Source organism: Flavobacterium suaedae (assembly GCF_014642915.1).
Taxonomy (GTDB): domain Bacteria; phylum Bacteroidota; class Bacteroidia; order Flavobacteriales; family Flavobacteriaceae; genus Flavobacterium; species Flavobacterium suaedae.
The window spans coordinates 26657-49078 of record NZ_BMJE01000007.1; the positions used below are offsets into that span (position 1 = coordinate 26657).

A 22422-nucleotide genomic window follows, 5' to 3' on the forward strand; every position below is an offset into this window, starting at 1 on the left:
GTAGTATAAAAAAGGCTGCATTTGCAGCCTTTTTGCTTTTATTCATATTTCATTTTGCGCAATACACGCATCGATTCTTTAAAAGAGATGTAGGCACTCTTGTCAGGGTATGCCCTTAGCAAAGGCTTGGCTTCGGCAAGTCTTTTTTTGGCATCATCAAACCCATTGAGGTAACATAACATAAGTGTGTGTGGCAGGTTGCTTAAATCGCGTTCTTCCCTTGCCGATAATGGTACATTATGCTCCAGTTTTTTTATAAGTGCAAGATTGGCGTTATAAATGTGGTGCATCATTTTAGGGTTATACTGCGGCGGTTCAAACAACAGTGTAGACTCCATTTTATAATATCCGTTATCATGAAAACGAATGGTTACTTTTTCTAAGGGATAGTAACTTGTTCTGTCGTTTAACCCTAACGATACATATTCAGTAATCGAAAAAGTATCATCATCATATTCAATACTAACCTCATCTAGGGCAGAATAAAATAGCTTAATCTGTTCATTAATTAATTCTATATCTACACGAGAGTAATATGTTTTGCCTTTTACCGTTTTTTTATTTCCTGCCCAGCACACCACAAATAATTCTTTGAATACTTTATACCCTGATGCCATATCTCTGTGGCGATTGTTCAGGAAATCGATAACCCCTTCCAGCGTATAGCCAATACTATTTCGGGAGTTGTTTTCAATATCAATAACCGTAGCCGTGTTTTGGTAGTTCATTTGCTCGTCGCGGTCTACCGGAACAGAATTACTGCCACGACGCATAAAAACAGCACCATACGGAATATTATGAACAGGTTTTTTAAAGAATGATATTTTGTTATTCGGCTTAATGGTTACCAGTCCCACTACCTTATGTTTTGGCAGTTGCGGGAAGGGTATGTTTTCGTACTGAATTTTTGGCGGATTCTCTAAATAGGCATTTACCAAATTCTGGATTCGGCTGTCATCATAAAAATCAGTACCTCGTATTTCGTTGTCTTTATCTTCAACCCCTACAACAATATAAGAGTTGTTGGAGGGGTTGGAGTTAGACAGCGCACAAATGTGCTTGGCAAACTTGCCTTTACCTTCTTTATTATGCAGGTTTAACTGACGCTTTTTGTCATAAAAACTGCTCTCATCATTGTGAGCCAGTAAGTTTTTTATGAGCAAGCGTTTGTTAATCATAATTTACAGATTCGGATTTTTCGAGTTGCGGGTTATGGGTTGCGGGTTACGAGTTTCGGGTTGTTGTAAATTTACTGCCTTTTATGTCAGATTTATTAAGATAGGATATTAAAGCACCAAGTTTTTTACTCTCCAGTTCTGTTTTCTCAATTAAAGATTTAAATTGTTCCTGAGTTATATGTTTTCTGTCAAAAGCTCTGTACAACTGAGACCTAACCTCGCCACAAGAAGCTTTTGCAATACTTAAAAACTGTATAAATTCTCTGTTACCGTTACGCTCAACTCCTTCTGCAATATTATCCATTATAGAACCCGAAGAACGATTTATTTAGTTTCTTAAAGCAAAATCGTTTCCCAAAGGTGTTTGCTCAATCAATTGCCATACATCTAAAGCAATTTCTCTGGCAAGTTGCCAAGCCTGTATTTCCTCAAATCTCTGAAAACTTGCCATGTGCTTTTATTTTTAACTTACAACGCGAAACTCACAACCTGTAACTCGTAACTCTAAACCCGCAACCCGCAACTACATTTCTTTATTCAAAATAGTAGCACTTGCCTGTGCAGTAGGTAATACTGTTAAATCCGCTATGTTTACATGATAAGGGCGTGTTACTACAAAAGTGATAATATCGGCAATATCATCTGCTTGTAGTGGTTCGTAACCTTTATAAACATTAGCAGCTCTTTCGCTATCACCTTTAAAACGTACTTCACTGAATTCTGTTGCTACCAATCCCGGATTTATTGCCCCTACACGTATACCATATTGGTTTAAGTCCATACGCATACCCTGGTTAATAGCATCCACCGCATGTTTGCTGGCACAATACACATTTCCGTTAGGGTACACCTCTTTACCGGCAATAGAACCTATGTTGATAATATGCCCGTGTTTGCGCTCAATCATGCCCGGTATAACCTCACGAGATATGTAAAGTAATCCTTTCACGTTAATTTCTATCATGGCATCCCAGTCATCAGTGCTACCGCTTTCTATAGGGTCTAAACCATGTGCGTTTCCGGCGTTGTTAACCAGTATATCTATATTCATTAAATCTTCGGGAATTGATTCTATAGATGCTTTTACGGCAGCTTTATCGCGCACATCAAAATTAAGGGTATGTACACGGGTTAGCGGAGCAAACTCATCTTGTAACTGTACCAAGCGGTCATCTCTGCGTCCGCATAATATTAGTCTGAAATGGTTTTTAGCAAAATATTTTGCAGTAGCCCTGCCTATACCACTGGTTGCTCCTGTTATTAATGCTGTTTTCATTTTTTAATTCATTTAAAATTTAAAACTTTCTAACTTTTGACTTTACGATTTTCGACCTTATGACTTTAGGCTTTACAATTATTAAGGCACCTTATTCCCCATGCTCTCTGTCCATATAGCAAACCAGTCTTCCAGTTCCAGTTCTGTTCCTACTGCTTTCATTTGGCTTTTTAACCTGTCCGGGTTGCTCGAACCGGTTACAGGAATAATACCTGAAGGGTGGCGCAATATCCATGCTAACAGAATAACATCGGCAGTTACTTCATATTTCACTACCATTTCCATTAATATGTTTTTCAGACGTTGGGTTTGCTTGGTGTCCTGCTTAAACACGCAGCCTATAGGGCTCCATGCCAAAGGCTTTACATTGTTTAAAGTCATATAGTCCAAAGTACCGTCAAGCATAGGCTCGTAGCAGGTAGCGGAAAATTCTATCTGGTTGCAAAACACTTCGGTACGGGAACGGATAAGTTCTGTTTGGCTGTTGGTAAAGTTAGATACCCCAAAGGTTTTTATTTTACCTTCACTTTTCAGCTTTTCGGCAGCTTCGGCAATTTCATCAGGCTGCATTAACGGACTCGGACGGTGCAGCAACAATACATCCAAATGGTCGGTCTGCAAATTTTTTAGTGAACCCTCAGCAGATGCGATAATATACTCCTTAGAATAATCGTAGTGTTTTATTTTATTAGTACGCTTTTCGCTAAGGTGTTGAATACCGCATTTTGATATCAGCTGTATATGGTCGCGGTGAATGCCACTCTCTTTAAAAGCTTTCCCGAAAGCCTCTTCGGTACTGTAATCGCCATAAATATCGGCATGGTCAAAAGTAGTAATACCATATACCAAACAGGAGTTAATAAGCGAAGCCATTTCGGCAGTGTTGAGGTTTTTACCAAGGTTTCCCCAGTTCATTACTCCTGAAATAATAGGCGATAAGTTAATTTCCATTCGTTTGTGTTAGTTATGTTATTTGTGTTTTTAACAAGAATTTTAGATTTATTTTTACTGACATGGCATAGCAATTGCGGAATGAAATTTTGGCTTTTTTTACCGATATCCATAACGTTCTTTATAAAGCTTTTACCGAAAAATTTCGGCTATAAAAAATATGCTGTAGTTGCAAAAATAACAGGGTATACTTATGTAGTATATGTTATTATTGTTGCGATGCTAAAAATAGCAAAAAATAAGTAATATAAAGGCTTTGTGTGCGTTAGGTTTACGTAATAATTAACAAGTCGTTAACAAGAGTACTATATGAAATTTCAATTTGCACCGTTAATTTAACATTATTAATTTCACGCTACCAAAACACGAAAATTATGGAAGAAAATACTGCTGCTGTAGACATCAGGGCGATTAATGAAAAAATAGAAAGGGAAAGTGCTTTTATAGATCTCCTTATGATGGAGATGAACAAAGTAATAGTAGGGCAAAAATATATGGTAGAGCGCCTGCTTATAGGTTTACTCGGTCAGGGGCACATACTTTTAGAAGGAGTGCCGGGGCTGGCAAAAACCTTAGCTATTAATACACTTTCGCAGGCGGTACACGGTAGCTTTAGCCGTATACAGTTTACGCCCGACCTGCTTCCTGCCGATGTAGTGGGAACTATGATTTACAACATTAAGCAGAATGAATTTTCGATAAAAAAAGGACCTATATTCGCCAACTTTGTACTGGCAGATGAGATAAACCGTGCGCCTGCAAAGGTGCAAAGTGCACTACTGGAAGCCATGCAGGAAAAGCAGGTAACCATAGGCGAAGAAACTTTTAAGCTGGAAAGACCATTCCTTGTAATGGCAACCCAAAACCCTGTAGAGCAAGAAGGTACTTACCCATTACCGGAAGCACAGGTTGACCGTTTTATGCTGAAAGCAGTTATAGACTACCCAAAAATTGAAGACGAACGCATTGTAATGCGTAACAACCTGAAAGGTGCTTTTGAAAAAGTGAATCAGGTAGTGTCGCTAGACCAAATACTAAGAGCGCAACAAGCCGTTCGTGAAGTATATATGGACGAGAAAATTGAGAAATATATACTGGACCTTATTTTCGCTACCCGTTATCCTGAACAGTACAAACTGGAAAGCCTGAAACCGTTAATTAGTTTCGGTTCATCACCAAGGGGTTCTATAAACTTGGCTACGGCTGCAAAATGTTATGCATTTATAAAGCGTAGAGGTTATGTAGTTCCGGAAGATGTACGAGCGGTAGTGTATGATGTATTACGCCACAGAATAGGAGTAACCTATGAAGCCGAGGCAGAAAACATCACATCCATGGACATCATCAACAAAATAGTAAATCAGGTTGAAGTGCCTTAATGGTCATAAAGTCAAATGTCGTAAAGTCGAAAGCAAACCCGTTACCGACTTTAGGACTTTATAAATTTTAGGACTTTAAGACTTAAACTATGGATACAAAAGAGATACTTAAAAAAGTACGTAAAATAGAAATCAAAACCCGAAGGTTAAGCGACCACATTTTTTCGGGGGAGTACCACACGTCGTTTAAAGGGCGGGGTATGACCTTTAGTGAGGTACGCCAGTATCAGTTTGGTGATGATATACGGGCGATAGACTGGAATGTTACCGCACGCTACAACGAACCCTATATAAAGGTTTTTGAAGAAGAACGCGAGCTTACCATGATGCTGATGGTAGATGTGAGCGGTTCGGAGAGTTTTGGTACACAAAATGCCTTTAAAAAAGACATTATTACCGAAGTGGCAGCTACTATGGCATTTTCGGCAACACAAAATAATGACAAAATAGGGTTAATACTTTTTTCTGACCAGATAGAACTTTTTATACCACCAAAAAAAGGGAAGTCCCACGTGTTGCGTATTATTCGTGAGCTTATCGAGTTTAAACCGAAAAGCAATAAAACGGATGTATCGCAGGCATTAAAATTCCTTTCGGGCGTACAAAAAAAGAAAGCAATAATATTCCTTATTTCTGATTTTATAACCGAAGGTTACGAGCATACCCTTAAAATAGCAGCCAAACGCCACGATATTACAGGCGTTAGGGTGTACGACCACAGGGAAGAGCAAATGCCTAATATTGGTATGGTAAACATGACCGATGCCGAAACCGGGCAAACTATGCTGGTAAACACAGGCTCAAAAAGCATACGCAGGGAATACGAAAAATATTACAGGGATAAGGTAAATTACTTTACCCAGACCTTTAGCCGCTGCGGTGCGGGGGCGGTAAGCACACGCACAAATGAGTCGTATGTAACCAAGCTGCTAAGCTATTTTAAAGCAAGAGGCTAAACAAAACAAACAGGAGGTTAATATGCGTTAATAACCATGAAACGAATGAATATTAAAAAACTAGTTACTTTTTTACTGCTTATACTTTCCGCTGCTGTTTTTGCACAACAACCGCAGTTGGAAACCAGTATGGATTCTACCAGTATAAAAATAGGCTCACAGGCAAACCTCATCCTTAAAACTACTGATGTTGATACTGCCGCTACAGTAAATTTCCCCGAAGGGAAAAACTTCGGGCAACTGGAAGTACTGGAGTCTTACCCTGTAGATACTGTAGTAAAAGGAGCTAAATATGACCTGATAAAAAAATACGGACTTACACAATTTGATTCCGGTAGGTATGTACTGCCAAGGCTATCGGTTTTTATTAATGATAAACAATTCCGCACCGATTCTTTAGCGTTAGTGGTTAACCCTGTGCAGGTTGATACCCTTAAGCAAAAAATGTACGACATTAAAGATGTTTCCACAGCCGAAAGTAAAAGCCTGTTATGGCTTTGGATATTGATAGGTGTTGTAGTAGCTGCAGGTATTGCATTTGGTGTATGGTTCTTGATTAAAAAGAACAGAGAAGCCAAAAACAAACCTAAAGAGGAAGAAGTACATTATGAAAGCCCTATAGAAAAGGCGACTACGCATTTAAAATCTTTAGAAGGTAAAGCATTACTGCAAAGAGGAGAAGTTAAAGATTACTATAGCGAACTTACTGATATTGCCCGAACCTATATTGAAGAAGCGATACACATACCGGCAATGGAAAGCACAACGGCAGAGCTCATAGAAGCAATGAAGCAAGCTGTACGTCGTAAAAATATGGGGTTAAATCAGGAGACATTTGAAGAGCTTGAACGCGTATTGCGTAATGCCGATTTGGTGAAGTTTGCCAAAATGCGACCTTTAGAATATGAAATTGCCGAAGACCGTAACCGTATAGAAAAAACTATAGTGGTTATAGACCAAAGCATACCCGAAGAAAAAGAGGAGGACAACGAGCATACCCTTGCATGGCTGGAAGCGCAACGCAAGAAAGAAAAACAAAAACGTAAAAACCGTAATATAATAATAGCAGTTGCTACGGTAGTGGTGGTACTGGGTGTAACTTTCTATTTTGTGGGTAGGAACGTAATGCGCAATTATATAACAGGAATACCTACTCAGGAATTATTAGAGGGCGACTGGGTAAAAAGCTCTTACGGTAATCCGCCTGTAACTATAGAAACACCAAAAGTGTTGAAAAGGAGAGATGCATCTGAAATGATACCTGATGATGTTGCCGCCATGATAAAAGAGATGCAAATTTTTATATACGGGGCTATGTATGATAATTTGTATGTAATGGTATCTACAGCCAATTACAATCAAAAAGTTGATATTGACCTTGATTTAGCTCTTGATGGCGGAATTAAAACAATGGAATCACGAGGAGCTACCAATATAATTGTTAAAAAGGAGGTGTTTGCTACCGAAAGCGGTTTGCAAGGTGTTAGAGGTTATGGTAATTTATCTATGCCTAATCCGGTTACCAAAAGCCCTGTAAGGATGTATTATGAAGCATATATGTTTAAGCATGCAAACGGTTTGCAGCAAATATTTATTATGTACCGTGAAGGCGATGAATATGCTCCTAAAATACTGGATAGGATTAAAGAATCGATTGAAATTACAAAGCTGAATAATTAAGAAATGGGAGACGTTACCTTTTTACATCCAAAGTTTTTCTGGTTGTTTCTGTTACTGCCTGTTGCCATAGGTTGGTATATATGGAAACGCAGGCAGCAAACAGCAACGCTCACCATAAGTACGCTTAATGGGTTTAAAACCTCATCATCAGTACTGGCAAAGCTAAAGCCGTTACTTTTTGTATTGCGCTTGCTGGCATTAAGTGCGCTAATAGTAGCTTTGGCACGACCACGAACGGTAGATGTAAGCAGTAAAACCAAAACTACCCGAGGTATTGATATTGTTATGGCAGTAGACGTTTCGGGGAGTATGTTGGCAAAGGACTTAAAACCAAACCGACTGGAAGCGCTTAAAGAAGTAGCCACCCGATTTGTAGACAATCGCCCGAACGACAGGATAGGTGTTGTGGTGTATGCTGCGGAAAGTTATACCAAAACTCCTGTTACCAGCGATAAAGAACTAACAAAACGCTCTATAGAGTCAATTGAATATGACCCAAGCGTGTTGCAGGACGGTACCGGTATAGGTGTAGGTTTGGCAACAGCCATTAACCGCCTTAAAGAAAGCAAAGCAAAAAGTAAGGTTATTATTCTCCTTACTGATGGTGTAAATAACGCAGGGTTTATAGACCCTCGCATGGCTGCCGATATTGCTAAGGAATATGGAATAAAAGTATATACCATAGGCTTAGGTACTAATGGTAACGCACAGTTCCCCTATGCTAAAACAGGAAACGGGCGTATTTTATACCGCATGATGCCTGTAGAGATAGAGGAGGACTTAATGAAAGAAATAGCAAAAAAAACAGATGGTAAGTACTTTAGAGCTACAAGTAACAGTAAGTTAGAGTCTATTTACGATGAAATAAACCAGCTTGAAACTACCGAGATAAACGAATTGAAGTTTTATAACTACGACGAAAAATACCGTCCGTGGGTATTGGCAGCATTAGGTTTGTTATTGTTGGAGGTACTATTACGTAAAACCATTTACAGAAGTTTCATTTAATTATGTACGAGTTAGACGAATCAAAATATTTATACCTGTTGGGCATATTGCCCGTACTGGTGCTTATATACCTCATTAACCTGTGGTGGCAACGTAAAAAGCAGCGCGAATTTGGTAATGCCGATTTGGTTAAAAAATTGGCACCTACACGTTCGGTATTTAAGCCTGTATTAAAACTGGTAGTGCTTTTACTGGCACTATCGTGTATAGTAATAGCACTGGTAAATCCTAAAATAGGCACTAAAACCGAAACAGTAAAGCGTGAGGGGATTGATATTGTTTTCGCTATAGACGTATCTAAAAGTATGTTGGCGGAAGATGTTGCTCCAAACCGATTGGAGAAAGCAAAACAAATAGTATCGCAAACTATAAACCAACTGGGTAACGACAGGATTGGTATAGTAGGGTATGCCGGCAGTGCTTACCCCGTGCTGCCTATAACATCGGATTATAGCGTGGCAAAAATGTTTCTGCAAAACATGAATACCGATATGGTATCTTCGCAGGGTACAGCTATAAGCGATGCATTAGAACTTGCCGCTACTTTTTTTGATGACCCGCAAACCAGTAAGCTGGTAATATTAATATCAGATGGAGAAGATCATGGTGAGGGGAGTGCCGAGGCAGCTAAAGCAGCCGAAGAAAAAGGAATAAAAATAATTACCGTTGGGGTAGGTACTAAAAAAGGAGGACCTATACCAATAAAACAAAATGGTATTACACAAAGCTTTAAGCGCGATAACCAAGGCGAAGTAGTAGTTACCAAAATGTACCCTGAACAGTTAAAAGAAATTGCTGAGATTACAAAAGGGGGCTATGTGTACGGTAACACCAGCCGAGAGGTCACAGAGTATGTAAAGAATGCTTTGGAAAACATAGAAAAAACAGAATTTGAATCGAAAGAAGTATCGCTGTACGAGTCGCAATTTCAGTGGTTTTTAGGCGGAGCATTTTTATTACTGTTTATAGAACTGTTTATGCTGGAACGCCGTACAGAGTGGATACGAAAATTAAACCTGTTTAACGAAAAAGAAGAACAATAATGAAAGTGAGCGTACTATATACTTGCCTGTTGTTATTGGCTACGGCAACAGCTTTTTCGCAGGAAAAAGATACAGAAACAGAAAAAAAAGACAAATATTTGCCAAGGGGTAACGAAGCCTTTGCAGAGGAACAATATGCCGAAGCCGAAGCCGACTACAGGATATCGCAGTCTAACAATCCTGCTAAGGCAAAGGCTGCTTATAATTTGGGTAATGCTATTTACAGGCAGGGGCAATCGGCAGAGTCTATATTTCCGTATCTGAAAGCTATTGAAAACGCACAGGATAAAAGCGACAAGCACAAGGCATACCATAATTTGGGTAATGCATTAATGAAGATGAAAGACTATCAAAACGCTGTAGAGGCTTATCGTAATGCATTGCGAAATAATCCGTATGATGAAGAAACCCGTTATAACTTTGCATTGGCAAAAGATATGCTGAAAAACAATCCGCCACCGCCTCAGCCTGAAAATCAGGATGACAAGAATAAGGAGAATAAAGACGACAAGAGCCAAAGCCCTAAAGACCAAGGCGACAATAAAAACCAAGGTGACCAGCAAGACAAAAATGATAAGGGTGACGATAAGGAAGATAAGAAAGACGGTCAGGGAGATAAAGATAACAACCAAAATAAAGGCGATAATAAAGACAAGCAGCAAAAAGGCGGAGAGGGTAATGAAGACGAACAGGAAGCCCCAAGCCCCGGCAAGCAGCGTATGGAAAACTTGCTTGATGCCATGAATAACGAAGAGAAAAAAGTTCAGGATAAAATAAATGCCAAAAAGGTAAAAGTACAACCTAAAAGGCAGGAGAAAGACTGGTAGCAAACCGGTAGTTATAATGCGTAACAGTTATACCGTTTGCTATACTAATTATTTTAAAGCGCAGGTAAAAGCGATTAAGTAATTACAAAAAAATGAAGAAATACCTTTTATTATTAGTATTACTTTCCATTCAGGGTTTGTTTGCTCAGGTAGAGTTTACAGCAAAACCCAGTAAAACCACTTTGGGTATAAACGAACGCCTTAGGGTAGAGTTTATAATGACCGAAGACGGCGATAACTTCAACCCGCCTTCCTTTGAAGGTTTTGAGGCAGCAGGACCCAGCCAGATGATAAGCAACTCGTGGGTAAATGGAAAACGTACCTTTAGTAAAACGTATACCTATGTGCTAACACCTACCAAGCGCGGTACATTTACCATTGGGCAGGCAACTATAGAAATAGGAGGAGAAACCTATAAAACCCTGCCGTTTAAGGTAACGGTTACCGCAGCAGTTAAAGGTGCCGATGGTTCAACCGACGGCAGTGGACAAAGCGCAGGCGAAGGCATACATGTAGTTGCCGAAATAAGCAATGCTAACCCATATGTAAATGAGCCTATAAGTGTAGTGTATAAATTGTATGTTAGCCATAACTCCAGTGTGGGGAGTACACGACAGCTTGATGTTCCGCAATTTAATGATTTCTGGAGTCAGAATATAGATTCAGGTAATAAGGGCGTACAAAACGGAACGTATAATGGCGAAAGTTATCGTTATGTTGTTATACAGGAAGTATTACTCTATCCACAAAAAGCAGGAAGGCTGGAAATAGAGCCGCTTTCTATGGAGATGGATGTGGAAGTGCCTACTAACCGCAGGGATTTCTTTGGCAGACCGCTAATGCGTACAAAAAGCATTGTAAAAGCATCGGGCAGAAAATATATAAACGTTAAGCCATTACCGGAAAATGGTCGTCCGGCAGATTTTAGCGGTGCGGTGGGAGATTTTGATTTTAAAGTAACGCCATCTAAAACCACACTAAACAACGGGGAGTCGTTACAGCTTACTGTTGAGGTATTGGGTAAAGGAAATTTAAAGCTGTTTACACTGCCTAAGCCTGTAGTGCCATCAGCACTGGAAATGTACGACCCTGAGCATAAAGAAAAAGTATCTGTACCGCTTTCGGGTATGCGAGGCAGTATTTCCGATATATATACTATCATTCCGCAAAACAAAGGGAAATACCCTATAAAACCGCTTTCGTTCTCGTATTTTGATTTATCGGAGAAGAAATATAAAACCTTTACATCTGATGAAATAATGATAGATGTACAGGGTGGTCCAGTAGCGCAAAGTGATGCTACCGAAATGCAGCAGGGAGCGCAAAAGCAGGCTGTACAAACTACAGAACAGTTTAGGTTTATAGACCTGGATACTACATTAAAACCAATGAATAGTGAGGACTTTTTCGGTTCAGGACGTTTTTACCTGTTCCTGTTCCTGCCATTCTTGCTAATACCTGTAATTGTTTTACTGAAGAAAAAGAAACAAGCACGTGATAACGATGTTGCCGGAAACCGAATAAGGAAAAGCAGTAAACTGGCTAAAAAATACCTTTCGGAAGCGAAAAAGCAACTGGGTAATAAAGAGCTGTTTTATGTAGCATTGGAAAAAGCCCTGCATAACTTTTTGAAAGCAAAACTGAATATTGAAACTTCGGAAATGACAAAGCCGAACATTCAGGAACTACTGTTATCAAAAGGAGCAAAACAGGAAACTGTTAGTGAGTTTATACAGATAATGAACAACTGCGAGTTTGCCCGTTATGCACCGTCATCGGGTACGGCAATGCAACAGGATTACAACCATGCCGTAAGTGTAATAACAGCATTAGAAAAACAAATTTAGAGAAAGCATAGTACTAATAACCATGAAAAAGTTACTGTATATAGTTACTGTTGTATTGCTAAGCCAAGTTACCTGGGGGCAGCAGGCTTTTAAGGAAGCTAACAAGCTGTACCAAGAAGGTAAATATGCTCAGGCTGCCAAAGGTTACGAGGATATACTTAAAGGAGGCGAGGAGTCGGCAGAGTTGTATTTCAACCTGGGTAATGCCTATTACAAAATGGATGAGGTAGCCCCTGCCATATATAATTACGAAAAATCGTTACTGCTAAAACCAAATGATAAAGACACTAAAATAAACCTTGGCTACGCCCAAAAAATGACTATAGACCATATTGAAGCTGTACCACAGGTAGGCTTTAGTAAAATACTGTACAATTTTACAGGAGCATACCATTACAATACGTGGGCATGGGCAGCAATAGCGGGTGCTGTTTTGGTTTTATTGTTTTTTGTAGGGTACTATTTTGCAGGCACTACATTGCTGAAAAGAGTATTTTTCGGCGGAATGGTAGTGGCATTGCTGGGTATTGTAGTATGCGTGCTTTCGGCAATGTTTGTAAAGTCAGAAGGGGAGAAACTACGCCCTGCCATTGTGTTTAGCGAAGTAGTTTCCGTAAAAAGTGAACCGAACGACAATGCTCCTGATGCTTTTATTTTGCATGAGGGTACAAAGGTATTTGTACAGGAAACACTGGGCAATTACAAAAAAATAGAACTGGAAGACGATAGCGAAGGCTGGATTGAGAGAGATGCTATTAAGGAGCTTAAGTAGTCTTAAAGTCTATAAAGTCGAAAGTCATAAAGTTTTAAAGTTGGATGTTGGGTGGTCTGATGTCCTAAGTTGCTAGACCTATACACTTCGTCATTACGAGGAGTCACGACGAAGCAAAATCTTTTTATAGTCGCTTTTCAATTACTAATGCCTATTGGCTAACTCCTAAATTACTTGACTTTAAGATTGCCACGCTCCATTGCACTACACTCGCAATGATATTATGTTAGTTATTTAGAGTATAAGGATAGGTTTTGTCATTACGAGGAGGCACGACGAAGTAATCTTTTTATAGTCGCTTTTCAATTACTAGTACCTATTGGCTAATTCCTAAATTACTTGACTTGAAGATTGCCACGCTCCGTTGCACTGCGCTCGCAATGGCGGACGGAAACTTAAATACTCCTGTTTAACCCTTCAATAAAGTTATTGTTCTCTTCTTCGGGTAAAGTATCCTGTTCTTCCTCGTTGTTTTCAGAAGGATCTTCATCAGGACTGTACTCATCCAAGTTAATATCCGTACCTTCTTTAAGATCACTAAACCACTCTGTAAGTGTTGGGTAAATAGTACTTGAAACTTTTAACATCGGGTAAAAAAAGATAGATTCGTCCAGCGATTTTTTATCGGCAATACTGTAGTTAAAGTTTACTCTTATAAATATATGCAGCAGTATACTAATAATTACTGCCCACTTTAAAAGCCCGAAAACACCGCCCAACAGTTTATTCAGCCAACCCATCATGGCATACTTAGCCAGTTTGGTAAAAAACTTACCTAAAAAAATAACCAGTAAAACCGCTGCTGCAAAAGTGATAATAAAAGCCGTGATTTTTATGGTAGTTTCGTTCCAGTGCAGGTTACGGCTTAGCGTACCACCCACATAGCCCGAAAATTTTATGGCAGCATATAAACCCAGCAGTAGCGACAGCAGTGTCGCCAGTTCGGTAAAAAGCCCTTTTAACACTCCACGAATAAACCCGTAGAGTAAAAACCCGCCAATAATAATGTCCATAACAGCCATAAAGGCAAAGTTAACCCTCCCGTGCAATTATCCAAAAAAATAAAAGCGATGGGGTTTTAAATTTCAACTCATTATCTTTGCGCGATAAATATTAAACATGTCCAGAGACGAACAATTAAAAGAACGGTGGGAGCAGGTGGTAACTATATTGTCGGATAAGTTTGCCGATGGCGATACGCTTGACCTTGATGCTATTATATACCTTATAGGCGTACAGGAATTAGGAAAATTTAAACGCCGATTTAAAAAAGACGATAAAGTAAACTTAATGCATATAGCCATTTGCAGGCTGTTAGAGCCGTACGGCTATTATGAATTTGATTATTTTGATGCAGACGGCTGGCCACATTATAAAGTAAAGGAACAATTACCATCGCTTAAAGCGGGAGAGCAGTCTATATTAATGAAAGGTGCTATAGTAGATTATTTTATAGAAAAAGGTGTTATAGAGTAAACAAAAAGTTACAAAATTATAGCAAATAAATAGGTGGCATACCATTTTTAAAATACCTAAATTTGCACTTCATTACCATTAATTGACAATGATAGAAGATATTAAAGCGCATATTGCGGAGGCAGCAGCTTTTACAACCGAGAGTAAAGACGAACTGGAAGCGTTCAGGATTAAATATTTAGGTAAAAAAGGTATATTAAATGGCTTTTTTGCTGAGTTTAAGAGTGTACCGAAAGAGCAGAAAAAAGATTTTGGGCAGGTAGTAAACCAGCTTAAAAAAACTGCTGAAGAAAAAGTAACGTCTATACAGGAAGCATTAGAAAGTAAAGAGGAATCTAAAGGAGTGTATGGTGACCTTACACGCCCTGGAGAACCGTTTACTTTAGGTTCGCGTCACCCTATATCGCTTGTTAAAAATCAGATAATTGATATATTTTCAAATATTGGTTTTAACGTATCCGAAGGTCCGGAAATTGAGGACGACTGGCATAACTTTACTGCGCTAAACTTACCGGAATACCATCCGGCGCGCGATATGCAGGATACCTTCTTTATTCAAACCAATCCTGATGTGTTATTGCGTACGCATACCTCATCAGTACAGGTGCGTTATATGGAGGAAAACAAACCGCCTATCCGTACGATATCTCCGGGTAGAGTGTTCCGTAACGAGGCTATATCGGCACGTTCGCACTGTATTTTTCACCAAATTGAAGGTTTGTATGTAGATACTGATGTTTCTTTTGCAGATTTAAAACAAACGCTTTTATATTTCACGAAAGAAATGTTCGGTAAAAGTAAAATACGTTTACGCCCGAGTTACTTCCCGTTTACAGAACCAAGTGCAGAGCTTGATATTTACTGGGGACTTAAAACGGAAACCGATTACCGTATTACCAAAGGTACAGGCTGGCTGGAAATAGGTGGTTGTGGTATGGTAGACCCTAACGTACTTAAAAACTGCGGTATAGATGAAACTAAATATACCGGATTTGCTTTTGGTATGGGGGTAGAGCGTATTGCTATGCTGTTACACCAAATTGGCGACATCCGTATGTTCTATGAAAACGATGTTCGTTTCTTAGAACAGTTTAAATCGTCTATTTAATTTATAAAGACATATAAAACAAAAGCCCTGCAATGCAGGGCTTTCTTTATTCTTGCAATTTTTCTTTCTGTAAAAAATATCGTTTATCAGGCTTATCGGTAATACTGCTTTCACCTTCATTTTTTTCTACTCTTTTCAGCATACCCTCCATTACTTTAAAGCGTAATGCAGTGCCATTGGTATCCAGCACAATAGTATCACGCTGTTTATTCCAAACAATATTGCCCTTATATCGTTTAGTTCTTGTCGGTTTATTTTTTACTGGAGCAATAGTCTGACTCAGAGTATAAGTACTGTCTGCTGCCAGGTAAATAGCTGTCCTAATTCCTTCACACCCTTCGCCACAGGGCAGGTTACCTGTATATTTCCCTGTCCAATCAGCAAACTTGGTGCTTTTTTTTATTTCTTCTGCGGTAGGAGCAAGTATATTTTGTGGCGACTGAGGCTCTAAGTCGGTAGTATCAGTTACATCCGTATTAACTTGTTCCGTAGTTATTTCGGTTTCTTCATTATCTGCGTTATTTTTGCATCCGTAACTAAATGCAATAATGGCTAATAGGGTTATTATTTTATGTGGTAACTTCATTTTTATTATTGGGTTGGTTTTATTCTTATTAAAAAACAGTATATAAAAATATGAAAAAAGATATTCATATCCCTCCTGTTGAGGGAGTATATGTAGCAGCCATGAAGGAGTGGAATGATGATTTTATGCAAAATACCTGGTATGCCTACCTTATTAACGATAGTAAAGATGTTTTGGAAACAGCAATAATAGTTTCCAGTGCAAAGGGCGAAATAAACGGAGAGGAAAAGAAAACCTCTATGCTTCGCCATGCTTTTGTAAAGGTAGAACCTGATACTGCCGTACGCATAGAAATGATAGAGGATAGTGTGCTACAGCTTAATAACAGCTTTATGGTAACCTATTTTATAGGCAACACCCTGTACGATAAAAATTATGTATTCCGTGCGAATACTATTAATGACGATAATACAAAGCTATTGCCTGTAATTCATAAAGAAGGTATTTTGCTTAAGTAAGCATTACCACTTGTCATTACAAGGATGCATGACGAAGTAATCTCTATTTAACGATACTTACTTCTGTTTAGTTAGATTGCTTCGTCGTACCTTCTCGCAATGACTTTGTAATATATATTACACAAACTTCCTTATGCCCAGCATACTCCCTAAATGTACCCCTTCGTGGTAGTTGTTAAACTCCATACCTTCTTCTACAGAGTGTAGCGTATAACCAAACTCGGTAGTATATTCTTTAAAATGTTCAAACATACCGTTGTTATAATCTTCCTCAGTTTTATCAATGGTAGTAAATAAAAGCTTTTTAAGTTCTGTTACCTCTTCCGCTGTAACATCGCGCATTGGTCGCGTACCTTTCATATAGCTTTTTACAAGTTCGTCGCTTACCAGCATTTCTTCAGGCTTACCCGAAAGTGCATATACCAGGCGTTGTTGGCTTACCACTACATGGGCAATATTCCAGTATAAATTATTATTAAAGCCTTCCGGTATTTTATTAAGCTGTTCTAAAGAGTAATTATTTAAGTAATTAAGCAGTATTTCTCTGCTTTTTCGGGTAATGCTAAATGTACGTTTCATTGGTAAGTAATTTTATGTAAAAATAAGGTTTTTTGTACAGAGTACGGGTAACGTCCGCCATATAAAAACCTTATCTTTATGCCGATTTTAGGGAAAAACACACAAGAAACACAACACAAAAACATGAAAATTATTTTTTACTTGAAGACTTGCGATACCTGCAAAAGGATATTACGCGAGCTAAAAAACATTGAGGGCTATACCTTACAGGATATTAAAAAAGACCCTGTTACCGAAGAGCAACTTGAAGAAATGAAACGTTTAGCGGGGAGTTACGAGGCGTTATTCAGCCGTAGGGCAACACTATACAAACAACGCGGGCTAAAGGATGTAGCACTTACTGAGGACGACTTTAAAAGCCTTATTTTAGAGCATTACACTTTTTTAAGCCGCCCTGTTATTATAGATGGCGAAACCATTTTTGTAGGCAACAGTAAAGCTACGGTACACGCAGCAATAAAGTATTTAAGCAGTAAGTAACAGGTATATATAAAGTTAAATGCTGTAAATGGTAAAAATTTTTAACTTTGTGCCTTTAAATTTTTTCCATGATACAATCTATGACGGGCTTTGGTAAAGCCTCTATACAATTACCCAATAAAAAAGTTACGGTAGAGATAAAATCGCTTAACAGCAAAGGTTTAGACTTAAACGTACGTATGCCTTCTGCTTTTCGCGAAATGGAATTAAAACTACGTAATCAGATAGCCCAAAAGCTGGAAAGAGGTAAGGTAGACTTTTCTATATATGTAGAGGTTACAGGAGAAGAAACCTCATCTAAAGTAAATGTGCCTATAGTAAAAACTTACATTAGCCAGTTACGTGAGGTGGTAGACGGCGATGAAACCGAACTGCTTAAAATGGCAGTGCGTATGCCGGATGCTCTTAAAACCGAACGCGAGGAAATAGATGAAGAAGACTGGGCACAAATGCAAAAGGTAATAAACGAAGCACTTGAAAATATTGCAGAGTTCAGAGTATCGGAAGGTAAAGCACTGGAAAAAGAGTTTACAACGCGTATAGAAAACATACGCACACTACTTGCCGAAACAGTAGCGTATGAAGAAGAACGTATAGAAAACGTAAAGAAAAGGCTTAGTACCGCTATAGAAGAGCTACAGGTAAATATAGATGAAAATCGCTTTGAGCAGGAGCTTATTTACTATTTGGAAAAAATGGATGTTACCGAAGAAAAAGTACGCTTGGAAAACCACCTGAGCTACTTTACAGAAACGTTAGCAGGTAACCAGGCAAACGGACGTAAGCTGGGTTTTATTACTCAGGAAATGGGGCGCGAAATAAACACTATGGGCTCTAAAGCCAACCATGCCCAAATGCAAAAACTGGTAGTACAAATGAAGGATGAGCTCGAAAAAATAAAAGAGCAGGTACTAAACGTTTTATAAAAACAACAAGCATAACAATATACAGCTAAACCACCCGTTACCCAAGTTTTTAACTATTGGGGCGGGGAACAACAACACAATAATAACAGAATGAAAAAAGGAAAGCTAATAGTATTCTCAGCCCCGTCAGGTTCAGGTAAAACTACCATAGTAAGGCACTTACTGGGTAAGGAAGAACTGGATTTAGAGTTTTCTATCTCGGCAGCAACACGAGAGCCAAGAGGAGAGGAAAAACACGGGAAGGACTACTATTTTATGTCGACAGAAGAATTTAAAAAACATATAAAGGCAGAAGACTTTGTAGAGTGGGAAGAAGTATACCGTGATAACTTTTACGGAACCCTGAAAAGCGAAGTAGAGCGTATTTGGGCAAAAGGCAAAAATGTAATTTTTGATATTGATGTAGCAGGCGGGCTTCGTATAAAAAAGAAGTTCCCCGAAGAAACCCTTGCCGTTTTTGTAAAACCACCAAGTATTGATGAACTTAAAATACGCCTTAAAAAACGCAGTACCGAGAGTGATGATAAAATAAACATGCGTATCGCAAAAGCATCGGTAGAGCTTGCTACTGCACCGCAGTTTGATACCGTTATAAAAAATTATGACCTTGATACGGCTAAAGAAGAAGCCTATAACTTGGTAAAAGATTTTATAAAAAAATAGGCAAACCAAAAAAAGGATATAGTAATTAGTTATGAAAATAGGGCTTTACTTTGGGACATTTAATCCTGTACACATTGGTCACCTTATCATTGCAAACCACATTGCAGAGCATACCGATTTAGATCAGGTTTGGATGGTGGTAACACCACACAACCCGCACAAAAAGAAAAGTTCCCTGCTGGATGACCGCCACCGCCTTGAAATGGTACATTTAGCAACAGAAGAATATGATAATATCCGCCCTTCGGATATTGAGTTTAGCCTGCCGCAGCCTAATTACACTGTAAACACACTGGTACACCTGTATGAAAAGTACCCCATGCACGATTTTGCCCTTATAATGGGCGAGGATAACCTTTGTTCGCTGCACAAATGGAAAAACTACGAAGTACTTTTACAAAACCATGATATTTACGTTTACCCGCGCATAAGCGACAGGAAACCGTCGGAAGAGTTAGCATCGCACCCTAAAGTGCATTATGTTGGCGCACCTGTAATAGAAATATCATCTACTTTTATCAGAGATAATGTTAAAGAAGGTAAAAATATAAAGCCATTACTGCCTTTAAAAGTTTGGGAATATATAGACCACAACCTTTTTTATAAAAAGTAAGAAAATACTATCTTTCGGAAAGAATGTAAAAAGCACTGTTTTAAATTTATAACAGTGTGGTTTGCAGTATTTCTTAACATTATGTTACAACCTGCACAGGTGTATAATTTATACCTTTGCGCAAACTTTACTTTTATGCTTAATTTTGAATATTATAACCCCGTAAACCTTGTTTTTGGTAGGGGGCAAATTGCTAAAATTTCTAAACTAATTCCCGAAGGAGCTAAAGTATTAATGGCTTACGGAGGAGGAAGTATTTTTAAAAATGGTATTTACGAACAGGTAAGTACAGCACTGGAAGGACATGAAGTAACCGAGTTTAAGGGTATAGAACCTAACCCGCGTTACGAAACCCTGATGAAAGCTGTAGAAATTGTACGCGAAAAGAATATCGATTTTATACTGGCTGTTGGTGGCGGTTCCGTTATCGATGGTGTAAAATTTATTTCGGCTGCGGTTAAATTTGAAGGCGATACCAAAGAAATACTTCATAAAAGGCTTCGAATAGAAGAAAACACAGTGCCTTTTGGTACAGTACTAACCTTACCCGCAACTGGTAGCGAAATGAACTCAGGTTCTGTAGTAACTATCGAGGAAACACAGGAAAAGCTGCCTTTTGGCGGCCCTGCTTTATTCCCACAGTTTTCAATATGCGACCCTACGGTAGTGGCAAGCCTTCCTACGCGTCAAGTGCAAAATGGTGTTATAGATGCTTTTACTCACGTAATGGAGCAATACCTAACCTATCCGCATGATGCAATACTGCAAGACAGAATTGCCGAGGGTATACTGCAAACCCTTGTGGAAATAGGACCTAAAGTAGCTAAAGACCCATCAAATTACGAAATGGCAGCCAACCTTATGTGGAGCTGTACAATGGCGCTTAACGGGCTTATACAAAAAGGTGTCCCTACTGACTGGGCTACCCACATGATAGGGCACGAACTTACAGCTCTGTACGAAATAGACCACGCACGTACACTGGCTATTGTAGGACCAAACCTATACCGTGTAATGTTTGATAGTAAAAAAGATAAACTGGCGCAATACGGGCAACGTGTTTGGAATATAAATGCCGATACTATTGAACAAGGAGCACTTGAGGCTATAGAAAAAACGGTTCAGTTTTTCCACACTATGGGTATGGATACTAAGTTGTCTAACTATACGCCTGAGTATGAAAAAACAGCCGATTTTATCGTAAAACGTTTTGAAGAAAGAGGCTGGAAAGCACTTGGCGAAAAACAAAACATAACTCCGGAGAAAGTAAGAGATATTGTAGAACTTAGCTATTAATAATACAGGAAGGATTATTTAATAAAAAGAAAAAAGCATGCCCGGCTGTAACGCCGGGTATGCTCTTTAAAACACCAAAAACAAAAAATTTAACTAACCTTGTAATCATTCTGCACCAGGCAAAATTCTATATGATAACGCCGGTGATATAATGTAAATTGCCGTAGTAGTCTTAATTATATGTTAATCTTTTTAAGTGTGCATCTTTTATAGTAACTTATGGCTGTTAATGAAAACGATTGCTTTTGGCACATCCTGTAAATTTTGAGTATTTTTGGCATTCAAAACGACAAACAAAAAGATGAATGAACATCCTAAGTTCGCTGTAATAGGTGGCGGAAGCTGGGCAACTGCTATTGCAAAAATGCTTTGCGACAATGTAGACGAAATTGCCTGGTACATGCGCAACACCTATGCTATAGAACATATAAAGCTCCAAAAGCACAACCCCAACTATTTAAGTTCGGTAGAATTTGATACCAAACAGTTAAAGCTAACCAACGATATTAACGAAGCGGTGGCTTATGCTGATTATATAATATTTGTTATTCCTTCAGCATTTTTAGCTACAGAGTTAAAAGACCTTACTGAAAGCCTTGAAGGAAAAGTAATATTTTCCGCCATAAAAGGTATAGTTCCCGAAACAAGTCTTATTGTAGGCGAGCACTTCCACCAGAAGTTTAATATTCCTTACGAAAACTTTGGAGTAATTACAGGACCTTGCCATGCGGAGGAAGTAGCACTGGAGCGTCTGTCTTACCTTACCATTGCCTGTGGCGATGATAAGAAGGCTAAAATAATGGGTAAACACCTAAACAGCCACTATATAAATACAAAAATATCTGATGATATTGTAGGTACGGAATATGCCGCAATGCTTAAAAATATTTATGCTATTGCTGCCGGTATAGCACATGGCTTAGGCTATGGTGATAACTTCCAGGCACTGCTTATGAGTAATGCCATACGCGAAATGAAGAAGTTTATCCGTAAAGTGCATAAAATGAAGCGTAATATTAATAACTCGGCATACTTGGGCGACCTTTTGGTAACAGGCTATTCTACTTTTTCGCGTAACCGTATGTTTGGTAACATGATTGGCAAGGGGTACACAGTGAAATCAGCCATGATGGAAATGAGTATGGTTGCCGAAGGCTATTATGCCACTAAAAGTGCTTATACCATTAACCAGGAACATAAAGCCAAAACTCCGATTATAGATGCGGTTTACAGTATACTATATGACGGTAAGGATGCTAAAAATGTATTTAAAAAGCTAACGGAAAAACTTGATTAATACACACATTACATAGAATAGAA

Annotated in this window: 25 protein-coding genes; 17 read left to right on the forward strand and 8 right to left on the reverse strand. The window is 38.8% G+C overall.

Going from position 1 to position 22422, the window contains the following annotated elements; genetic code table 11:
* Positions 1–38 precede the first annotated feature (38 nt).
* The 5 genes from IEW45_RS12525 to IEW45_RS12540 form a co-directional block, all read right to left on the reverse strand.
* Complete coding sequence (locus IEW45_RS12525; protein ID WP_188621605.1) at positions 39–1178, reverse strand: ATP-binding protein; 1140 nt, start codon at positions 1176–1178, stop codon at positions 39–41.
* A gap of 46 nt (positions 1179–1224) precedes the next feature.
* Positions 1225–1506: a four helix bundle protein gene (locus IEW45_RS12530; RefSeq protein ID WP_308421059.1), complete on the reverse strand. Its 282-nt coding sequence runs from the start codon at positions 1504–1506 to the stop codon at positions 1225–1227.
* On the reverse strand, positions 1507–1629 hold the full coding sequence (locus IEW45_RS14870) for a hypothetical protein (protein WP_308421054.1): 123 nt from the start codon (positions 1627–1629) through the stop codon (positions 1507–1509).
* A 72-nt stretch (positions 1630–1701) separates the two neighbouring features.
* Positions 1702–2454 carry an SDR family NAD(P)-dependent oxidoreductase gene (locus IEW45_RS12535; RefSeq protein ID WP_188621606.1) on the reverse strand — a complete coding sequence of 251 codons (753 nt, stop codon included), beginning with the start codon at positions 2452–2454 and terminating at the stop codon, positions 1702–1704.
* 81 nt (positions 2455–2535) lie between these two features.
* A complete protein-coding gene (locus IEW45_RS12540) occupies positions 2536–3405 on the reverse strand; it encodes an aldo/keto reductase (protein WP_188621607.1) in 870 nt (289 codons plus the stop codon).
* Between the two features lie 374 nt (positions 3406–3779).
* On the opposite strand from IEW45_RS12540, the gene IEW45_RS12545 reads away from it, so the two are divergent.
* The 8 genes from IEW45_RS12545 to IEW45_RS12580 all read left to right on the forward strand — a co-directional run bounded on the left by IEW45_RS12545 (position 3780) and on the right by IEW45_RS12580 (position 12917).
* On the forward strand, positions 3780–4784 hold the full coding sequence (locus IEW45_RS12545) for an AAA family ATPase (RefSeq protein ID WP_188621608.1): 1005 nt from the start codon (positions 3780–3782) through the stop codon (positions 4782–4784).
* A gap of 89 nt (positions 4785–4873) precedes the next feature.
* Positions 4874–5740: a DUF58 domain-containing protein gene (locus IEW45_RS12550; protein WP_188621609.1), complete on the forward strand. Its 867-nt coding sequence runs from the start codon at positions 4874–4876 to the stop codon at positions 5738–5740.
* Positions 5741–5791: 51 nt separating this feature from the next.
* Complete coding sequence (locus IEW45_RS12555) at positions 5792–7420, forward strand: hypothetical protein (protein WP_373283197.1); 1629 nt, start codon at positions 5792–5794, stop codon at positions 7418–7420.
* Positions 7421–7423: 3 nt separating this feature from the next.
* Positions 7424–8428 carry a vWA domain-containing protein gene (locus tag IEW45_RS12560; protein WP_188621611.1) on the forward strand — a complete coding sequence of 335 codons (1005 nt, stop codon included), beginning with the start codon at positions 7424–7426 and terminating at the stop codon, positions 8426–8428.
* A 2-nt stretch (positions 8429–8430) separates the two neighbouring features.
* Entirely contained in the window at positions 8431–9471 is a 1041-nt protein-coding gene (locus IEW45_RS12565) for a vWA domain-containing protein (RefSeq protein ID WP_188621612.1), read from the forward strand.
* Complete coding sequence (locus tag IEW45_RS12570) at positions 9471–10298, forward strand: tetratricopeptide repeat protein (RefSeq protein WP_188621613.1); 828 nt, start codon at positions 9471–9473, stop codon at positions 10296–10298. The genes IEW45_RS12565 and IEW45_RS12570 overlap by 1 nt, the downstream gene beginning before the upstream one ends.
* A 92-nt stretch (positions 10299–10390) precedes the next feature.
* Entirely contained in the window at positions 10391–12145 is a 1755-nt protein-coding gene (locus tag IEW45_RS12575; protein ID WP_188621614.1) for a BatD family protein, read from the forward strand.
* Between the two features lie 22 nt (positions 12146–12167).
* A complete protein-coding gene (locus IEW45_RS12580; protein ID WP_188621615.1) occupies positions 12168–12917 on the forward strand; it encodes a tetratricopeptide repeat protein in 750 nt (249 codons plus the stop codon).
* Between the two features lie 395 nt (positions 12918–13312).
* Here IEW45_RS12580 and IEW45_RS12585 read toward each other — a convergent pair whose 3' ends face one another.
* Complete coding sequence (locus tag IEW45_RS12585) at positions 13313–13939, reverse strand: CvpA family protein (RefSeq protein ID WP_188621616.1); 627 nt, start codon at positions 13937–13939, stop codon at positions 13313–13315.
* Positions 13940–14036: 97 nt separating this feature from the next.
* On the opposite strand from IEW45_RS12585, the gene IEW45_RS12590 reads away from it, so the two are divergent.
* Together IEW45_RS12590 and pheS are read left to right on the forward strand one after the other, a co-directional pair.
* Positions 14037–14393, forward strand: coding sequence for a hypothetical protein (locus IEW45_RS12590; protein ID WP_188621617.1), 357 nt, complete (start codon positions 14037–14039; stop codon positions 14391–14393).
* Between the two features lie 88 nt (positions 14394–14481).
* Positions 14482–15501, forward strand: coding sequence for a phenylalanine--tRNA ligase subunit alpha (gene pheS / locus IEW45_RS12595; RefSeq protein WP_188621618.1), 1020 nt, complete (start codon positions 14482–14484; stop codon positions 15499–15501).
* Between the two features lie 46 nt (positions 15502–15547).
* Here pheS and IEW45_RS12600 read toward each other — a convergent pair whose 3' ends face one another.
* Positions 15548–16087, reverse strand: coding sequence for a copper resistance protein NlpE N-terminal domain-containing protein (locus IEW45_RS12600; protein WP_188621619.1), 540 nt, complete (start codon positions 16085–16087; stop codon positions 15548–15550).
* Between the two features lie 50 nt (positions 16088–16137).
* On the opposite strand from IEW45_RS12600, the gene IEW45_RS12605 reads away from it, so the two are divergent.
* The gene (locus IEW45_RS12605; RefSeq protein WP_188621620.1) at positions 16138–16545 is read left to right on the forward strand and encodes a hypothetical protein; all 408 of its coding nucleotides are present in this window, start codon (positions 16138–16140) and stop codon (positions 16543–16545) included.
* A 117-nt stretch (positions 16546–16662) separates the two neighbouring features.
* Here IEW45_RS12605 and IEW45_RS12610 read toward each other — a convergent pair whose 3' ends face one another.
* On the reverse strand, positions 16663–17124 hold the full coding sequence (locus tag IEW45_RS12610; protein ID WP_188621621.1) for a DinB family protein: 462 nt from the start codon (positions 17122–17124) through the stop codon (positions 16663–16665).
* A 123-nt stretch (positions 17125–17247) separates the two neighbouring features.
* Between IEW45_RS12610 and IEW45_RS12615 the strand changes: the two genes are divergently transcribed.
* From IEW45_RS12615 to IEW45_RS12640, 6 genes are all read left to right on the forward strand, one after another.
* Positions 17248–17604: an arsenate reductase family protein gene (locus IEW45_RS12615; protein WP_188621622.1), complete on the forward strand. Its 357-nt coding sequence runs from the start codon at positions 17248–17250 to the stop codon at positions 17602–17604.
* 68 nt (positions 17605–17672) lie between these two features.
* Entirely contained in the window at positions 17673–18530 is an 858-nt protein-coding gene (locus IEW45_RS12620) for a YicC/YloC family endoribonuclease (RefSeq protein ID WP_188621623.1), read from the forward strand.
* 90 nt (positions 18531–18620) lie between these two features.
* Positions 18621–19193 (forward strand): guanylate kinase, encoded by a 573-nt coding sequence (gene gmk, locus IEW45_RS12625; RefSeq protein ID WP_188621624.1) that lies wholly within the window; start codon positions 18621–18623, stop codon positions 19191–19193.
* Positions 19194–19224: 31 nt separating this feature from the next.
* A complete protein-coding gene (gene nadD / locus IEW45_RS12630; RefSeq protein ID WP_188621625.1) occupies positions 19225–19806 on the forward strand; it encodes a nicotinate (nicotinamide) nucleotide adenylyltransferase in 582 nt (193 codons plus the stop codon).
* Positions 19807–19941: 135 nt separating this feature from the next.
* Positions 19942–21102: an iron-containing alcohol dehydrogenase gene (locus IEW45_RS12635; protein WP_188621626.1), complete on the forward strand. Its 1161-nt coding sequence runs from the start codon at positions 19942–19944 to the stop codon at positions 21100–21102.
* 301 nt (positions 21103–21403) lie between these two features.
* Positions 21404–22399: an NAD(P)H-dependent glycerol-3-phosphate dehydrogenase gene (locus tag IEW45_RS12640; RefSeq protein ID WP_188621627.1), complete on the forward strand. Its 996-nt coding sequence runs from the start codon at positions 21404–21406 to the stop codon at positions 22397–22399.
* Positions 22400–22422 lie beyond the last annotated feature (23 nt).